The sequence below is a fragment of the Mucilaginibacter sp. P2_A4 genome (assembly GCF_056405015.1).
Map to the genome: position 1 here is coordinate 263001 of NZ_JBFUCX010000010.1, position 13548 is coordinate 276548.

Annotated in this window: 13 protein-coding genes; 10 read left to right on the forward strand and 3 right to left on the reverse strand. The window is 39.8% G+C overall.

Annotated features, from left to right (window positions below):
- Nucleotides 1-64 precede the first annotated feature (64 nt).
- On the forward strand, nt 65-1468 hold the full coding sequence (lpdA, locus tag AC1DYB_RS19295) for a dihydrolipoyl dehydrogenase (RefSeq protein ID WP_477437163.1): 1404 nt from the start codon (nt 65-67) through the stop codon (nt 1466-1468).
- 129 nt (nt 1469-1597) lie between these two features.
- On the forward strand, nt 1598-2038 hold the full coding sequence (locus tag AC1DYB_RS19300; RefSeq protein ID WP_477437165.1) for a sterol desaturase family protein: 441 nt from the start codon (nt 1598-1600) through the stop codon (nt 2036-2038).
- 112 nt (nt 2039-2150) lie between these two features.
- Here the strand turns inward: AC1DYB_RS19300 and AC1DYB_RS19305 are convergent, their stop codons facing one another.
- The gene (locus AC1DYB_RS19305; RefSeq protein ID WP_295712503.1) at nt 2151-3197 is read right to left on the reverse strand and encodes a hypothetical protein; all 1047 of its coding nucleotides are present in this window, start codon (nt 3195-3197) and stop codon (nt 2151-2153) included.
- Between the two features lie 182 nt (nt 3198-3379).
- Nucleotides 3380-4672, reverse strand: a complete 1293-nt coding sequence (locus AC1DYB_RS19310; protein ID WP_477437167.1) for a sugar MFS transporter — start codon at nt 4670-4672, stop codon at nt 3380-3382.
- Nucleotides 4673-4856: 184 nt separating this feature from the next.
- Here AC1DYB_RS19310 and AC1DYB_RS19315 point away from each other — a divergent pair, with 184 nt between their 5' ends.
- The 4 genes from AC1DYB_RS19315 (at nt 4857) to AC1DYB_RS19330 (ending at nt 9557) form a co-directional block, all read left to right on the forward strand.
- Nucleotides 4857-5840: a glycosyltransferase gene (locus tag AC1DYB_RS19315; protein WP_477437169.1), complete on the forward strand. Its 984-nt coding sequence runs from the start codon at nt 4857-4859 to the stop codon at nt 5838-5840.
- A 160-nt stretch (nt 5841-6000) separates the two neighbouring features.
- Nucleotides 6001-7674, forward strand: a complete 1674-nt coding sequence (locus tag AC1DYB_RS19320) for an ArnT family glycosyltransferase (protein WP_477437171.1) — start codon at nt 6001-6003, stop codon at nt 7672-7674.
- A gap of 60 nt (nt 7675-7734) precedes the next feature.
- Nucleotides 7735-8754: a UDP-N-acetylmuramate dehydrogenase gene (murB, locus tag AC1DYB_RS19325; protein ID WP_477437173.1), complete on the forward strand. Its 1020-nt coding sequence runs from the start codon at nt 7735-7737 to the stop codon at nt 8752-8754.
- A gap of 266 nt (nt 8755-9020) precedes the next feature.
- Nucleotides 9021-9557, forward strand: coding sequence for an RNA polymerase sigma factor (locus tag AC1DYB_RS19330; protein WP_295712489.1), 537 nt, complete (start codon nt 9021-9023; stop codon nt 9555-9557).
- An 84-nt stretch (nt 9558-9641) separates the two neighbouring features.
- On the opposite strand, the gene AC1DYB_RS19335 is transcribed toward AC1DYB_RS19330, so the two are convergent.
- Nucleotides 9642-11120, reverse strand: a complete 1479-nt coding sequence (locus tag AC1DYB_RS19335) for a phytoene desaturase family protein (protein WP_477437175.1) — start codon at nt 11118-11120, stop codon at nt 9642-9644.
- 102 nt (nt 11121-11222) lie between these two features.
- Here AC1DYB_RS19335 and AC1DYB_RS19340 point away from each other — a divergent pair, with 102 nt between their 5' ends.
- Genes AC1DYB_RS19340 through AC1DYB_RS19355 form a run of 4 tightly spaced genes read left to right on the forward strand, consistent with a single transcriptional unit; the run spans nt 11223 to nt 13519 of the window.
- The gene (locus AC1DYB_RS19340) at nt 11223-12056 is read left to right on the forward strand and encodes a phytoene/squalene synthase family protein (RefSeq protein ID WP_477437177.1); all 834 of its coding nucleotides are present in this window, start codon (nt 11223-11225) and stop codon (nt 12054-12056) included.
- The gene (locus AC1DYB_RS19345) at nt 12056-12598 is read left to right on the forward strand and encodes a hypothetical protein (protein ID WP_477396971.1); all 543 of its coding nucleotides are present in this window, start codon (nt 12056-12058) and stop codon (nt 12596-12598) included. The genes AC1DYB_RS19340 and AC1DYB_RS19345 overlap by 1 nt, the downstream gene beginning before the upstream one ends.
- Nucleotides 12595-13287: a lycopene cyclase domain-containing protein gene (locus AC1DYB_RS19350; RefSeq protein ID WP_477437179.1), complete on the forward strand. Its 693-nt coding sequence runs from the start codon at nt 12595-12597 to the stop codon at nt 13285-13287. Before AC1DYB_RS19345 ends, AC1DYB_RS19350 begins: the two co-directional genes overlap by 4 nt.
- A complete protein-coding gene (locus AC1DYB_RS19355; protein WP_477437181.1) occupies nt 13271-13519 on the forward strand; it encodes a cytochrome b5 domain-containing protein in 249 nt (82 codons plus the stop codon). The genes AC1DYB_RS19350 and AC1DYB_RS19355 overlap by 17 nt, the downstream gene beginning before the upstream one ends.
- The last annotated feature ends 29 nt before the right edge of the window (nt 13520-13548 follow it).

The window sequence follows — 13548 nt, forward strand, 5'->3', positions numbered from 1 at the left end:
TATAAAATATATCTTTATTGCTTTTGATATTACTTAACTTTGCCATCCACAAAAAAACACTACTATGCAATATGATGTTATCGTTATCGGTTCGGGCCCAGGTGGCTATGTTGCCGCTATACGTTGTGCCCAGCTGGGTTTAAAAACCGCTATCGTCGAAAAATATAACACCCTTGGCGGTACCTGCCTTAATGTTGGCTGTATCCCTTCAAAGGCGTTGTTGGATTCATCTGAACATTACCATAACGCTGCCCACGCTTTTACCACACATGGTATTAAGCTGGATAATCTGGGTATTGATTTTGGCCAGATGGTAAAACGCAAACAGGAAGTGGTGGATGCCAATACCAGCGGTATTAGCTACCTGATGAAGAAAAATAAGATCGATACCCATTTTGGTACAGGATCTTTTAAAGATAAAAATACCATCACCGTTAAAAAGGCCGATGGCACCGAAACCGAGATCACCGGTAAAAATGTGATCATTGCTACAGGTTCAAAACCATCGGCATTGCCATTTTTGCCGATTGATAAAAAACGCGTCATCACATCAACGGAAGCTTTATCACTTACCGAAATACCTAAACACCTGGTATTGATTGGCGGTGGTGTTATAGGTTTGGAGTTGGGTTCTGTTTATGCACGTTTAGGTTCCAAGGTTTCTGTAATTGAATTTATGGATGGTATTATCCCAACTATGGATAAGGGTTTGGGCCGCGAGTTGCAAAAAGTATTAACCAAACTGGGTATGGAGTTTTACCTGGGCCATAAAGTTACCGGCGCTACTGTAAAAGGTGACGAAGTGACCGTGAATTTTGATACTCCCAAAGGCGAAAAGAAAGAACTAAAAGGCGATTATTGCCTGGTAGCTGTTGGCAGGATAGCCTATACCGATGGTTTAGGTCTGGATAAAATAGGTATCACTGTTGAAGAACGTGGCCGCAAAATTACCGTCAATGATCACCTGGAAACCAGCGTTAAAGGCGTTTACGCTATTGGCGACGTGATAAAAGGCGCTATGCTTGCCCACAAAGCCGAAGATGAAGGTACATTGGTTGCCGAGATCATTGCCGGCCAGAAACCGCACATTGATTATAACCTAATCCCCGGTGTAGTATATACCTGGCCTGAGGTTGCTGCTGTTGGCCAAACCGAAGAGCAATTGAAAGCCGCCGGAGTAAAATATAAAACAGGTTCGTTCCCATTCAAAGCCAGCGGCCGTGCCCGTGCAAGTGGTGATTTAGATGGTTTTGTGAAAGTATTGGCTGATGCCGCTACCGACGAAATTTTAGGGGTACACATGATTGGTCCGCGTGCTGCGGATATGATTGCTGAGGCGGTTGTAGCAATGGAGTTCCGTGCAAGTGCAGAAGATATTGCACGTATCAGCCATGCTCACCCAACCTATACTGAAGCTATGCGCGAAGCATGCTTAGCAGCTACGGAGAATAGAGCGATACATATTTAGTTCTCAGTAAGCAGTTTTAAGTTTGCAGTTTTAAGCGGAAATATCACGCCTTAAAACTGCAAACTTATTTTAAAGCCATCCGTTTAGTTAAATAATGCTGACTGCGAACAGAAAACTGCCAACTAAACAATGCATTTCTTCATAAATATAGCTTTAATAGTGGCGACTGTGATGTGCATGGAACTCATCTCATGGGCGATGCACAAATATTTGTTCCATGGGCCGCTGTGGTTTATTCATAAAACCCATCACCAGGAAAGGCACAGCTTTTTGGAGTTGAATGACATATTCAGTATCGGCTTTGCTGCATTGGCTTTATGGCTGATGTGGATAGGACACCTCAGTTTAGATTACCTTTTTTGGATAGGTACCGGGATCAGCATTTACGGCACCATCTATTTCATATTTCACGATTGGTTTATCCATAACCGGTTCAAGGCTTTTAAAAGTAATAATCATTATCTGAAGGCTATCCGCCGCGCGCATAAAATTCACCACAAATCAATGGAAAAGAATCCGGCTGAAGAGTTTGGCTTGCTGGTGGTTGGGAAGAAGTGGTTTAGGCGGTAAAGTTGTCTGACAACAACGTAGGCGTTCAAATAAATGCTCGAATGCATTTTTAGAGTTATTCACGATAGAGATTTGAAATATTGACTTTAAAGTGTAGTCATATCAAACTAAATTACCTAAATCGTTTATAATTCCTGTAATAACCAGAGCGGCCTTCATCTTCATTTTCTTTATATAGCTTCTTGTCGTAAAAAAAAACAATAACAGAAAACAGGATGAAGACTAACCATATTAAAAAGTTGACAGGCAGTAATTTAAAGTAATAATTGATTGTAAAAATAGCTGTTGTAAATAGCAGTACAGTGAAGGCGTTTATTCTTTTTAGCTGGCGGGTTTCAACTCTTGAGGCGTGCATCTCTTTTAATTCATTGATCCCTTTACGATATTCTTTTGTTGTCATTTTGCCCCTACCTGCAAAGAGAGAAAATACCATCACTAAATTACTACATATGTATATGCTTGATATGCCAAGCACAAAATATTGCGCCGTAAGGATAGTAATATGAAGGGTGTTTTTAGCATTCTCAATTTGTCCAATTCCAAGTACTTTATTGGCATTGTCAAATCCAATTAAAAAAATCACCATGCTACTCCAAATACTCAATAATAGTTTGTCGGTTTTTGTATATGGCTTGTAACTGAATGCCTGGAATAAAGCAAATAGGCCCAAAAAGAAGCCTATAAGAATAATCAAATCTACTACCCAACTACTAAAATCCAATGTATCAGTATTCATAGTCCAGTAAATTATAGCTATGGTTTGCAGTAAAATTATAGTCTCATTTATTTTAGGAGAAAGCTCTTTTAGTTTTGTACAAACTACTATCATTATAAAAAGGCAATAGAAAAGAATTGTAAACCCATTTGCCAATTGTTCGGGACGGGAATGTTCGGCAAAAGCGGGTATAAATACAATTAAACTTATTGCGAATGATCCTAAAACTGTAAATAATAATGTTGACCAGGTTACAACGCGTTTATATTCAGACAAGGCACCTGCTAACGTTATAAAGTAACTTGCATGTATTAGTGTCTTTCCCGATGCATAGTTTTTATAGATAAGGTAAGTGAATACAGGGAATGACGCACAAGTAGCTACAATTAGAAATATATAATTTGAATCCCATTTACTTTTAGGATGTAATTTATTTTCGGGCATTAACTCACGTGAATTTATACCCGAAATATAAATAATAATCTGATGCTGTTGCGGATATTTTTCGCCTTAATATGGGCACTAAAAGGATGCTGTATTTATTAAGTACACAAAAGCGTCAGAATATTTGGTTGATTTTCTTAGAATCTTGCTGCCTGTGAGAATTTAAACACCGCGTGTCCACTTTACACTGCTATCACATGTTTTCCCTTTTTATAACCAATGGTTGCGAAATAGAAAATGAACAAGTAAATAGGGATCAGTATCATATAAGCTTCCTGCGCTGATAGCTTATCCACCAATAAGCCATACAAAGGCGGGAAAACGGCGGCGCCGGCAATACCCATTACCAAAAGCGATGAACCAATTTTGGTGAATCTGCCTAGCCCTGATAATGCTAACGGCCATATGGCAGGCCACATTAGGGCGTTTGCTAAGCCTAAGAGCGCTATACATCCTATCGAGATATATTTAGGAGTAACTAATGCTAAAATGGTTAACACAGCACCTAATACAGCCGAATAAACTAATGCTTTTTGCTGGCTGATGTAGCGGGGAATAAACAGGATGCCCGCACAATAACCAATAACCATGCATATCAGCGTACCCGAAGCAAAATACTTAGCCACTGATAACGGGATATGATTTGCCGTACCATAGCCGATGATTGAATCGCCGGCAATTACTTCGGCACCTACATAAAAAAACAAGGCGATTACACCTAATATTAAATGCGGGAACTGGAAAATGCTGCTTTTGCCAGAGTTGGCTGCTGCAACAGCTTCGTCCTCATGTTCGGTATCAATTTCGGGTAAGCCTGAAAAATAGATCAGCACCGCTAAAACCGAAAGGACAACAACTATAATGATATAGGGAAGAATTACCCTTGCTGCTAACTCGTTAAGCTGTATTATTTTTTCTGCGGGGGTAAGCTTTACCAGGTTGGCGCTAAAGCCATCTATATTGTTTAATACCAATGCTCCCAGGGCTATAGGAGCCAGCACGCCTGCGCATTTATTAAAGATACCCATGATACTCATGCGTTTGGCGGCGCCTTCTGGTGGCCCAATAATGGTGATATAAGGATTTGATGCCGACTGTAAAATAGCCAACCCTGTGCCCTGTACAAATAAACCGATTAAGAAAACAGAATAAACCCTGGTGAGCGCTGCGGGAATAAATATAAGAGCGCCAAGTGCAATAACTATTAGCCCAACTGCCATTCCATTTTTAAAGCCGAATAGTTTAAGCACCCAGGCGGATGGTTTGGCCATTAATAGGTAAGCTATATAAAACGCGCTGGTTACCAGGTACGATTCAAAGTTATTTAACTGACATGCAATTTTTAAATAAGGTATCAATACCGAATTTAACCAGGTTACAAAGCCGAAGATGAAAAATAAGGCGCCTATGATAATTATAGGGTTTATCGCTGATTTTTTTTGTACAGATATTACAGGATTGCTAATTGATGTCATTTCTTTTAGTTAAATCGTTAATAAGTTAATCAAGTTCCTAAAATAATTAAAAAAGTTGATAAATTATATTGTTGACATGAAAATTCTAAAATAGGCAATTTAGAGGAATGATTGCGGGGCCACACGGGGATTCCTTTATCGCAATCCAATTTAAATTGCGAAATTCGGGCGATTACATTTTTGAATGAAGATTTTAATAGTAAACAATACCCAAATACCCGCAGCAAAATACGGCGGAACTGAAAGAATGATCTGGTGGCTGGGTGTAGCGCTTCAGCGTTTAGGGCATCAAATTACTTACCTCGTAGCCGCTGGTTCTTCCTGTCCTTTTGCTGAAATCTTGGTTTATAATCCCACCGTTGATATTAGTAAGCAGGTGCCTGATGATATTGACGTGGTACATTTTCATTTCCAGGTAAATAGCTTTACTAAAAAACCTTACCTGGTTAATGTGCATAACAATCCCGCATACGGAGATTTGTTAGATCAAAATTCGGTATTTGTTTCGGCCAATCATGCGGCCCGGTATGGGGGCACAGCCTTTGTGCATCACGGCCTTGATCCTGATGATTACCCTAAACCCGATCTGTTAAAGAAGCGCATTCATACCCACTTTTTGGCAAAGGCGGCCTGGAAGGTTAAAAACGTTAAAGGTGCAATTGATGTAGCTACCCAAAGCGGTAATAAGCTGATTGTGTTGGGTGGTACCCGTTTAAATTTAAAAATGGGCCTTCGGTTTACACCAAACTTAAATGTGAGGTTTAAAGGGATGGTTGATAATGATAAAAAAGCAGTAGTGCTCAACAGTTCAAAGGCGCTGCTGTTCCCGGTGCTTTGGCACGAGCCATTTGGCTTAGCTATTATTGAAAGCTTGTATTATGGATGCCCGGTGTTTGGTACGCCTTATGGGTCGTTGCCCGAGTTGGTTGCACCCGAAGTTGGTATGCTCAGTAATAGCAGTTCGGTACTTGCAGAAGGCCTTAAATCAGTGGCGGATTTTAACAACCAGCTATGTCATGAGTATGCTATGGACAATTTTACGGTGCAAAAAATGGCGCAAAAATACCTGCAGCTTTACGAACGGGTTATGAATGGCGAAAAACTGAATGCAGGAGCGCCAACTTTACAGGTAGCTAATACAGTAAAATACCTGCCCTGGAATAGATAACGGCTGTACTATTTCACCATTATATATCAATACCGTTAAGTTAAGGAAACATCTGTAGCTTATTTTTGCAAAACGCAAGGAATGCGCCATTTGAAATAATCAGACACTTTACATCTGCCACGCTTTTGATGAAATCTGCTACATAACCCTAAATATTCTTGTGAATAGATTTGCCTCCTCCATACTTTACGCGCAAAAAAAGCCATATTTATTAGTACTCTTTATAGCCATGTTGGTAAACCTGGCTGGCATTGGTGTAAAATATTTTACAGACGATCCTGCTTTGTACAGTGTACTGGCACGTAACATGGCTCAAAGCTTCAACTTTACCGATCTGATGTATCATGGTAAGGATTGGCTGGATAAACCCCATTTTCCGTTTTGGATGACAGCCATTAGTTTCAAAATTTTGGGCATCAATACCATAGCCTATAAATTGCCTGCTTTGCTGTTTTTCTTCCTGTCGGCTATCTATACTTACAAGCTCGCCAAAAAATTTTATGATGTTGAAACGGCGCTGATTGCTGTACTGGTATTACTTACCGCTCAGCACGTGGTAATGTCAAATACGGATGTACGCGCCGAACCTTATATTATGGGTTTGTTAATGGGCGCCGTTTATCATTTTTGTAAAGTAAAAGATCGGTTTACTTGGGCAGATATCTTGCTGGCCACTCTGTTTACAGCCTGCGCGGTAATGACGAAAGGGATCTACCTGCTAATCCCTATCGGGAGTGGAATTATCTGCGACTATCTGTTCCGGAAAGATATTAAGGGGCTTTTTCAATGGAAATGGCTACTATCCTTTGTTTTGGTAGCGGTTTTTGTACTTCCGGAAATTTATACCCTATATATTCAATTCGATACGCATCCCGAAAAGATAGTTTTTGGCAAGTCGGGTATATCGGGTATTCATTGGTTTTTGTGGGATAGCCAGTTTGGGCGCTTCAATAATAACAGCTTTATCAGGAACACGCATGGTAACGTCTTCTTTTTTGTGCATACCCTGCTTTGGGCTTTTGCTCCCTGGGCATTGTTGTTTTATTTTGCCCTGTTTCGCGTTATCTATAAAATAATTAAAAAGATAGTACTGCCGGAGTATATTACCATTAGCGGCGCGCTGATCATGTTACTGGTTTTTTCAATCTCCAAATTTCAGCTTCCTTTTTATACCAATATCCTGTTTCCCTTCTTTGCTATTATAACGGCGGTATTTATAAAGGAGATTATCTGCAGTAATAAAAATCTTTTTTTTAGTATCTCGCAGTATACCATAAGTGTGCTGTTGATTATGGTCGTTGTGGTGTTGAACTTCATTTTTGCACCCGGGCGCTGGCCGGTATTTTTAATGCTGAGCATTGCTTTGGCATTAATTATCTGGTATATCTATAATTACAGCGAAACAAAGATGAGGGCTTTGTTTTTATTTACTTGCTGCGTTAGCCTTTTTGTTAACAGTTACCTGGTAACTTTAGTGTACCCAACACTCGTTGATTTTAAAGGGGATATACAGGCGGCAGCGTTTATAAATCAATATCATCCAAAAGAAGAAATCATATCAGCGTTCAATGTGCCAAATGCTTTTGAGTTTTATACCCATCAGCCTGTCGTTTTTATGGATATGGCTGATGCCCTTAAGCATAGCAACGCGCTGATATTAATTAATGAGGGGCAAAAGGCCGAGCTGCAAAAAAATAACACGCCATTTCAATTGGTTCAATCATTTGATAATTATCCCAATGAAAATATAACCTTACCGTTCATCATCGAATCAAAGAGGTTAACTGCACTTAATCATTTCTTTTTGGTAAGGATAGGCGGCATCGCAAAATAAAAATTCCGAAATTCGCCGTAATTCCGAAATCGAACACCCAAATTCCGAAATCAAAATACTATGCTGCAAATACAGGAAAACGTATCACTTAAAAACTTTAACACTTTTGGTATTGATGCCCATGCCCGGTATTTTGTAGAGATAGCCCATGAAGATGACCTTGTTGAATTGTTTGCTGATCCGTTATGGCTACAAACTGAAAGGTTAGTAATAGGTGGAGGCAGCAATTTGCTATTGGTTACCAATTTTGATGGCCTGGTTATCCGTATGAATATCCGCGGTATTGAGCATCGCATAAGCCATAACGATGTATTTGTTGAAGTTGGCGGCGGCGAGGTATGGAATGACCTGGTAAACTTTTGCGTAGCCCGTGAATATGCCGGGATCGAAAACCTGAGCCTCATCCCAGGCTCGGTGGGGGCATCTCCCATTCAAAATATCGGCGCTTATGGGGTTGAGCTTAAAGATGCTTTTGTGAGCTGCAAAGCTTTTGAAATTGCCACTAGTACTTTTAAAACGTTTAGCAAGGTCGATTGTAAATTTGGTTACCGGGAAAGTGTATTTAAAAGCGAGCTAAAGGGCCAGTACATTATTGTATCAGTAAAGTTTCATTTGTCGCTTATTCCTAATATCAACACGCAATATGGCGCAATAGGGCAGGAGCTGGCAAACCGGGGCATTACATCGCCTACAATAAGAGATATTTCGCAGGTAGTATCACATATCAGGGTATCCAAACTGCCCGATCCTTCAACCATAGGCAATGCCGGTAGTTTCTTTAAAAACCCGGTGATAAGTAAGCAGGAATTTGAAGCAGTACACACTAAGTACCCCGATGTAGTAAATTATCCAGCCGCCGATGAGCAGGTAAAATTAGCTGCCGGATGGCTTATTGAGCAGTGCGGATGGAAGGGAAAAACAGTTGGCCACACAGGAACCTGGAAAAATCAGGCCCTGGTATTAGTGAACCACGGGGGGGCCACAGGACAGGAAGTGTACAGCTTTTCGTCGCAAATCATAGACAGTGTGTACACTAAATTTGGCGTTATGCTACAACGCGAGGTTAATATTATTAGTTAAAAAATTAAATTTCAACTAAATTTTTCATTTTGTTTTCATCAATTGTAAATAATATTTACGTTACAATTGTAGCCTTTGTATGCTGTTTTTATTTGCTTTTTTGTGGCTTTAATTAGCTGTATATTAGTATTTTAATTGTCATTAAAGTGTAACGTGTACACGCTTCGGTAAATGCTCTGTTTTTATATTTATTGAAAGAATTTGTTCTTAATGGGTTGGTAAATGGCATCATGCTTGCCTAACTGTTAACACAAAACTTTAACAAAATGACAAAGATTGAGTTTAACACCCTAGTACTACGTCAGGCAACATCATTAAGGTCATACGCCTTACATTTCACGCATGATGCAGACGATGCTAACGACCTTGTTCAGGATACAATGTTGAAGGCCATAACTTATTATAATAAGTTTAAAGAAGGAACAAATTTAAAAGGATGGTTATACACCATCATGAAAAATACATTTATTAATAACTACCGCCGTTTTGTTAAAATGAGCACATTTGTTACCAAGAGTGACGAGATTTCATCGCCAAACCTGGTATTCAGTTCAACAAAAAACCAGGGGGAAGCCAAATTTGTGATGGATGATATCAAAAGAGCTTTAGACAGACTGCCTGGAGATTATTATATACCATTTACCATGTATTTTGAAGGTCATAAATACCATGAGATAGCCGATCATTTAGAGATTCCTATCGGCACGGTAAAAACCCGGATACACGTGGCACGTAAGCTATTAAAGAAAAACTTAAAAGCTTATGATAACGGTATTGCCAAACCTGTTTACGCAGAGAACTAATATCATAAACTCAATATAATATTTATATATATAGGAAAACCCGCTGATCAGGCGGGTTTTCTCGTTTTGTGAAAGTCCGGCTATTTAGGTAAGGCTCTTTATCGCCTCCATAGCCACCACCTGCCCTGAAATAATAGCCGGCGGAACACCGGGCCCCGGTACGGTTAATTGCCCGGTATACAGCATGTTTTTGATATGCTTTGCCCGCATGGCGGGTTTAAAGAATGCTGTTTGCGATAAGGTGTTGGCAAGTCCGTAGGCATTGCCTTTAAATGAGTGGTAATCGGCTTTAAAATCGTTTAGGGCATAACTCCGCTTAACAACTATCGAATCGCGGATATCCTGGCCTGTGATCTGTTTAAAGCGATCAAGCATTAAGTCGAAGTATTTTTCACGAATGCTTTCATCATCATGCAAACCCGGTGCAACAGGCATCAGGAAGAAAAGGTTTTCGCCGCCCGGCGGCGCTACAGTGCTATCTGTTTTTGAGGTGCAGCAAACATAAAATAAAGGGTTTGTTGGCCAGGTGGGCGTAGTATAAATTTCTTTGGCATGAAGCTCAAAGTCCTCATCAAAAAATAAATTATGGTGCTTTATTCCCGCTATCTTTTTGTTGGTGCCTATATAAAACAACAGGCTCGATGGCGACATACTACGGCTGTCCCAGTACCTGGCTGTATAATTTTGATGTTGCTTATCCAATAGGTGCTGATCAATATGCTCATAATCGGCACCGGCAATCACAAAATCAGCATGGTAAACTCCCTGGTTTGTATCGATGCTGCTTACTGTTTTGTTTTCTATATTGATCCTGGTAACTTCCGTATTTAGTTTTATCTCCACGCCAAGTTCTTCGGCCAGGCTTACCATGGCTTTCACAATCTGGTTCATGCCTCCATGTGGGTACCAGGTTCCGAGGGTAAGATCGGCATAGTTCATCATGCTGTACATGGCAGGTGTTTTTTGAGGCGTAGCGCCAAGAAATAACACGGGGAATTCCAGTAGTTTTATCAGTTTGGGATTTTTGAAATACTTGCGCACATGCTTACTCATGCTGCCCAATAATTGCAGACTGAAACTTTTTTTGATAAGGTTGAGATCGATAAACTCTGTTATGGAATGCGACGGACGAAATACGTATTCGCCCATGCCAACTTTGTATTTGTATTCGGCCTGTTTTAAAAACTCCCTTAATTTTAAGCTGCTGCCCGGTTCTGTTTCCTCAAAAAGGGCCTCCAACTCTGGCATTCCTGCCGGCACATCCATCGTATCGGCCTTTCCAAAATAAACACGATAACCGGGATCCAGTCGTTCCAGTTTATAATAATCAGCAGTTTTTTTACCAAACAGGGCGAAAAAATTTTCAAACACATCCGGCATCCAATACCAGCTTGGGCCCATATCAAACTTAAAACCATCCTGTTCCCAAACTCTGGCCCTGCCACCCGCTTGATCGTTCTTTTCAAGTACAGTTACTTTAACCCCCTCTTTGGCTAAAACACAAGCGGCTGATAAACCTGCAAAACCGGTTCCTATAACAATAATATGTTTGTTGCTGACCATATATTTATATTAGGCCCAAGTTATGCAAATTGTTTTATGGGTGAAATAAAAAACAATATGGTTATAAAAATGTATTTTTGGAACAATATTGAATTAAAGTAGATGAATCTGTATGATGAAACCTGTTTTGAGTGCAGTAAGCTGATCACTCAAAAATATAGTACCTCCTTTAGTTTGGGGATAAAGGCATTTGATGCGGATTACAGGTATCCTATTTATGCTATTTATGGCTTTGTAAGGTTTGCCGATGAAATTGTGGATACTTTTCATGAATATGATAAAGTAAGGCTGATTTGTAATTTCAGAAGAGAAACCTTTAAGGCTATTGAAGAGGGTATAAGTCTTAACCCGGTTATTCATTCTTTTCATCAGGTGGTTAACAGGTATGGTATAGATCATCGGCTCATTGACGCCTTTTTACGGTCAATGGAAATGGACCTTGATCAAAAAGTGTATGATGGGGACGAATATAATGCCTACATTTATGGATCGGCAGAAGCAATAGGGTTGATGTGCCTGCGTGTTTTTGCAAATAATGATGATGACCTTTACCAAGCACTTTTGCCGCAGGCCCGCAGCCTTGGGGCAGCTTTTCAAAAAGTGAATTTTTTGCGGGATATAAGGTCGGATTTTGAAGAACGTGGCAGAACTTATTTTCCTGGTGTTGATTTTAATAATTTTACCGAGCAGGTTAAATTGAATATACAGGCCAATATTCAAAGTGATTTTGATGCCGCTTTTGCAGGCATAAAACGGCTGCCAGTTGGTACACGGTTAGGGGTTTATATTGCCTATACTTACTATCTGCAACTGTTTAAAAAAATAAAGAATACACCGGCAAACGTTATAATGCAAAAAAGAATCCGTGTTTCTGATACCTGCAAAATAGGTTTGTACGTTAAAGCTGTATTACAACAAAAACTAAATGTAATTTGATGATTCATCGCGTATTTATAGTGGCCTCGTTTTTTTTATTGCTGATAGTACAGAATGTAGAGGCCGATGACATCAACCTAAAAAGTATACGCAAGCAATTGGTATTAGCTATTGATAACAGTAAAACCACCGATTCCTTATACAAGAGCCTTGCCTCCGTAAAAAACCGGACAGGGTTAATCAGTGGATATATGGGGGCTTTACTATCCTGTAAAGCTAAACACGCCTGGAATCCATACATGAAGGTTAAGTTTTTAAATAATTCGGAAAAAGTTTTTCAAACAGCCGTAAATGCCGATCCTCATAATATCGAAATCAGGTTTTTGCGTTTCTCTATTGAGCACAATGTGCCCGGTTTTTTAGGTTTTAATAAAGATTTGGTTGCTGATAGAGAAGATATTATAGCTCAGTTAGATAAAAAAAATTATGGTACTGCCGATAAGGAGCTTACGGTAGCCATTATTAAATTTTTGATCCATTCCAAACGCTGCACACCCGCCCAAAATGATGAGCTGAATAAACATTTAGTTGAATTAAAGTGAAATACACTTACCTGCTTATAAATATCCTGACGGTGTTTTTTCCAGTTGTTTTATCGTTTGATAAAAAGGTGCATTTTTATAAAAGCTGGAAGTTCATGTGGCCGGGAATGTTGATAACCGGCATTTTCTTTTTGTTTTGGGATGTATTGTTCACCATGAAAGGCGTATGGTCCTTCAACCCGCATTATATTATTGGCATAGCTTTTTGGGGCTTACCATTGGAGGAGATGTTGTTTTTTTTAACCGTGCCCTTTGCGTGCCTGTTCATACATGCCTGCTTAAACTATTATGTGAAGTGGAGGATGGGGGTACAGCTTAGCGCCATCATTAGCGGGTTGATGGTATTAATCAGCATATTGGCGCTGGTGTTTTATTACAACAGAATTTATTCTGCCATTACTTTTGGCCTTTTAGCAGTATTGATGGTGGTGCTGCAATTTGGCATGAAGGTAAACTGGCTTAGCCAATTTTATATAACCTATTTGGTTGCGCTTATTCCGTTCTATATAGTGAATGGTTTATTAACCGCAATACCCATAGTGCTTTATAATAACAACCAGAATTTGGGCAGAAGGGTAGGGACGATCCCCGTAGAAGATCATTTTTATTTAATGGCCCTGTTGCTGATGAATATTGGTTTTTTTGAATATTTTAAAGCTAAAAGCGAATTAAATGGCAAACCTGCCTGAATATACAAAATCACAGCTTGCCCTTCGTAACGGGCAGGACAAGCCGCAGATCTGGGTGGCTTATAAGGGCATTATATACGATGTTACAGAAAGCCGCCTTTGGAGAAACGGAAAACATTACGAACACTGGGCCGGCCAGGATCTGACACCCGAGCTTGTGGATGCTCCGCATACAGAAACTGTGTTTGAAAAATTTGAGAAGGTAGGCAGACTAAGCTCTCCGGCTCAGTAAGCAGGTGTTTTAAAAAGAAAAACTTACAA

Excerpts from the sequence above, each read along its gene's own strand:
- lpdA (WP_477437163.1), top strand. The coding sequence starts at position 65 with ATGCAATATGATGTTATCGTTATCGGTTCGGGCCCAGGTGGCTATGTT.
- AC1DYB_RS19300 (WP_477437165.1), top strand. The coding sequence starts at position 1,598 with ATGCATTTCTTCATAAATATAGCTTTAATAGTGGCGACTGTGATGTGC.
- AC1DYB_RS19305 (WP_295712503.1), bottom strand. The coding sequence starts at position 3,197 with ATGCCCGAAAATAAATTACATCCTAAAAGTAAATGGGATTCAAATTAT.
- AC1DYB_RS19310 (WP_477437167.1), bottom strand. The coding sequence starts at position 4,672 with ATGACATCAATTAGCAATCCTGTAATATCTGTACAAAAAAAATCAGCG.
- AC1DYB_RS19315 (WP_477437169.1), top strand. The coding sequence starts at position 4,857 with ATGAAGATTTTAATAGTAAACAATACCCAAATACCCGCAGCAAAATAC.
- murB (WP_477437173.1), top strand. The coding sequence starts at position 7,735 with ATGCTGCAAATACAGGAAAACGTATCACTTAAAAACTTTAACACTTTT.
- AC1DYB_RS19330 (WP_295712489.1), top strand. The coding sequence starts at position 9,021 with ATGACAAAGATTGAGTTTAACACCCTAGTACTACGTCAGGCAACATCA.
- AC1DYB_RS19335 (WP_477437175.1), bottom strand. The coding sequence starts at position 11,120 with ATGGTCAGCAACAAACATATTATTGTTATAGGAACCGGTTTTGCAGGT.
- AC1DYB_RS19340 (WP_477437177.1), top strand. The coding sequence starts at position 11,223 with ATGAATCTGTATGATGAAACCTGTTTTGAGTGCAGTAAGCTGATCACT.
- AC1DYB_RS19345 (WP_477396971.1), top strand. The coding sequence starts at position 12,056 with ATGATTCATCGCGTATTTATAGTGGCCTCGTTTTTTTTATTGCTGATA.
- AC1DYB_RS19355 (WP_477437181.1), top strand. The coding sequence starts at position 13,271 with ATGGCAAACCTGCCTGAATATACAAAATCACAGCTTGCCCTTCGTAAC.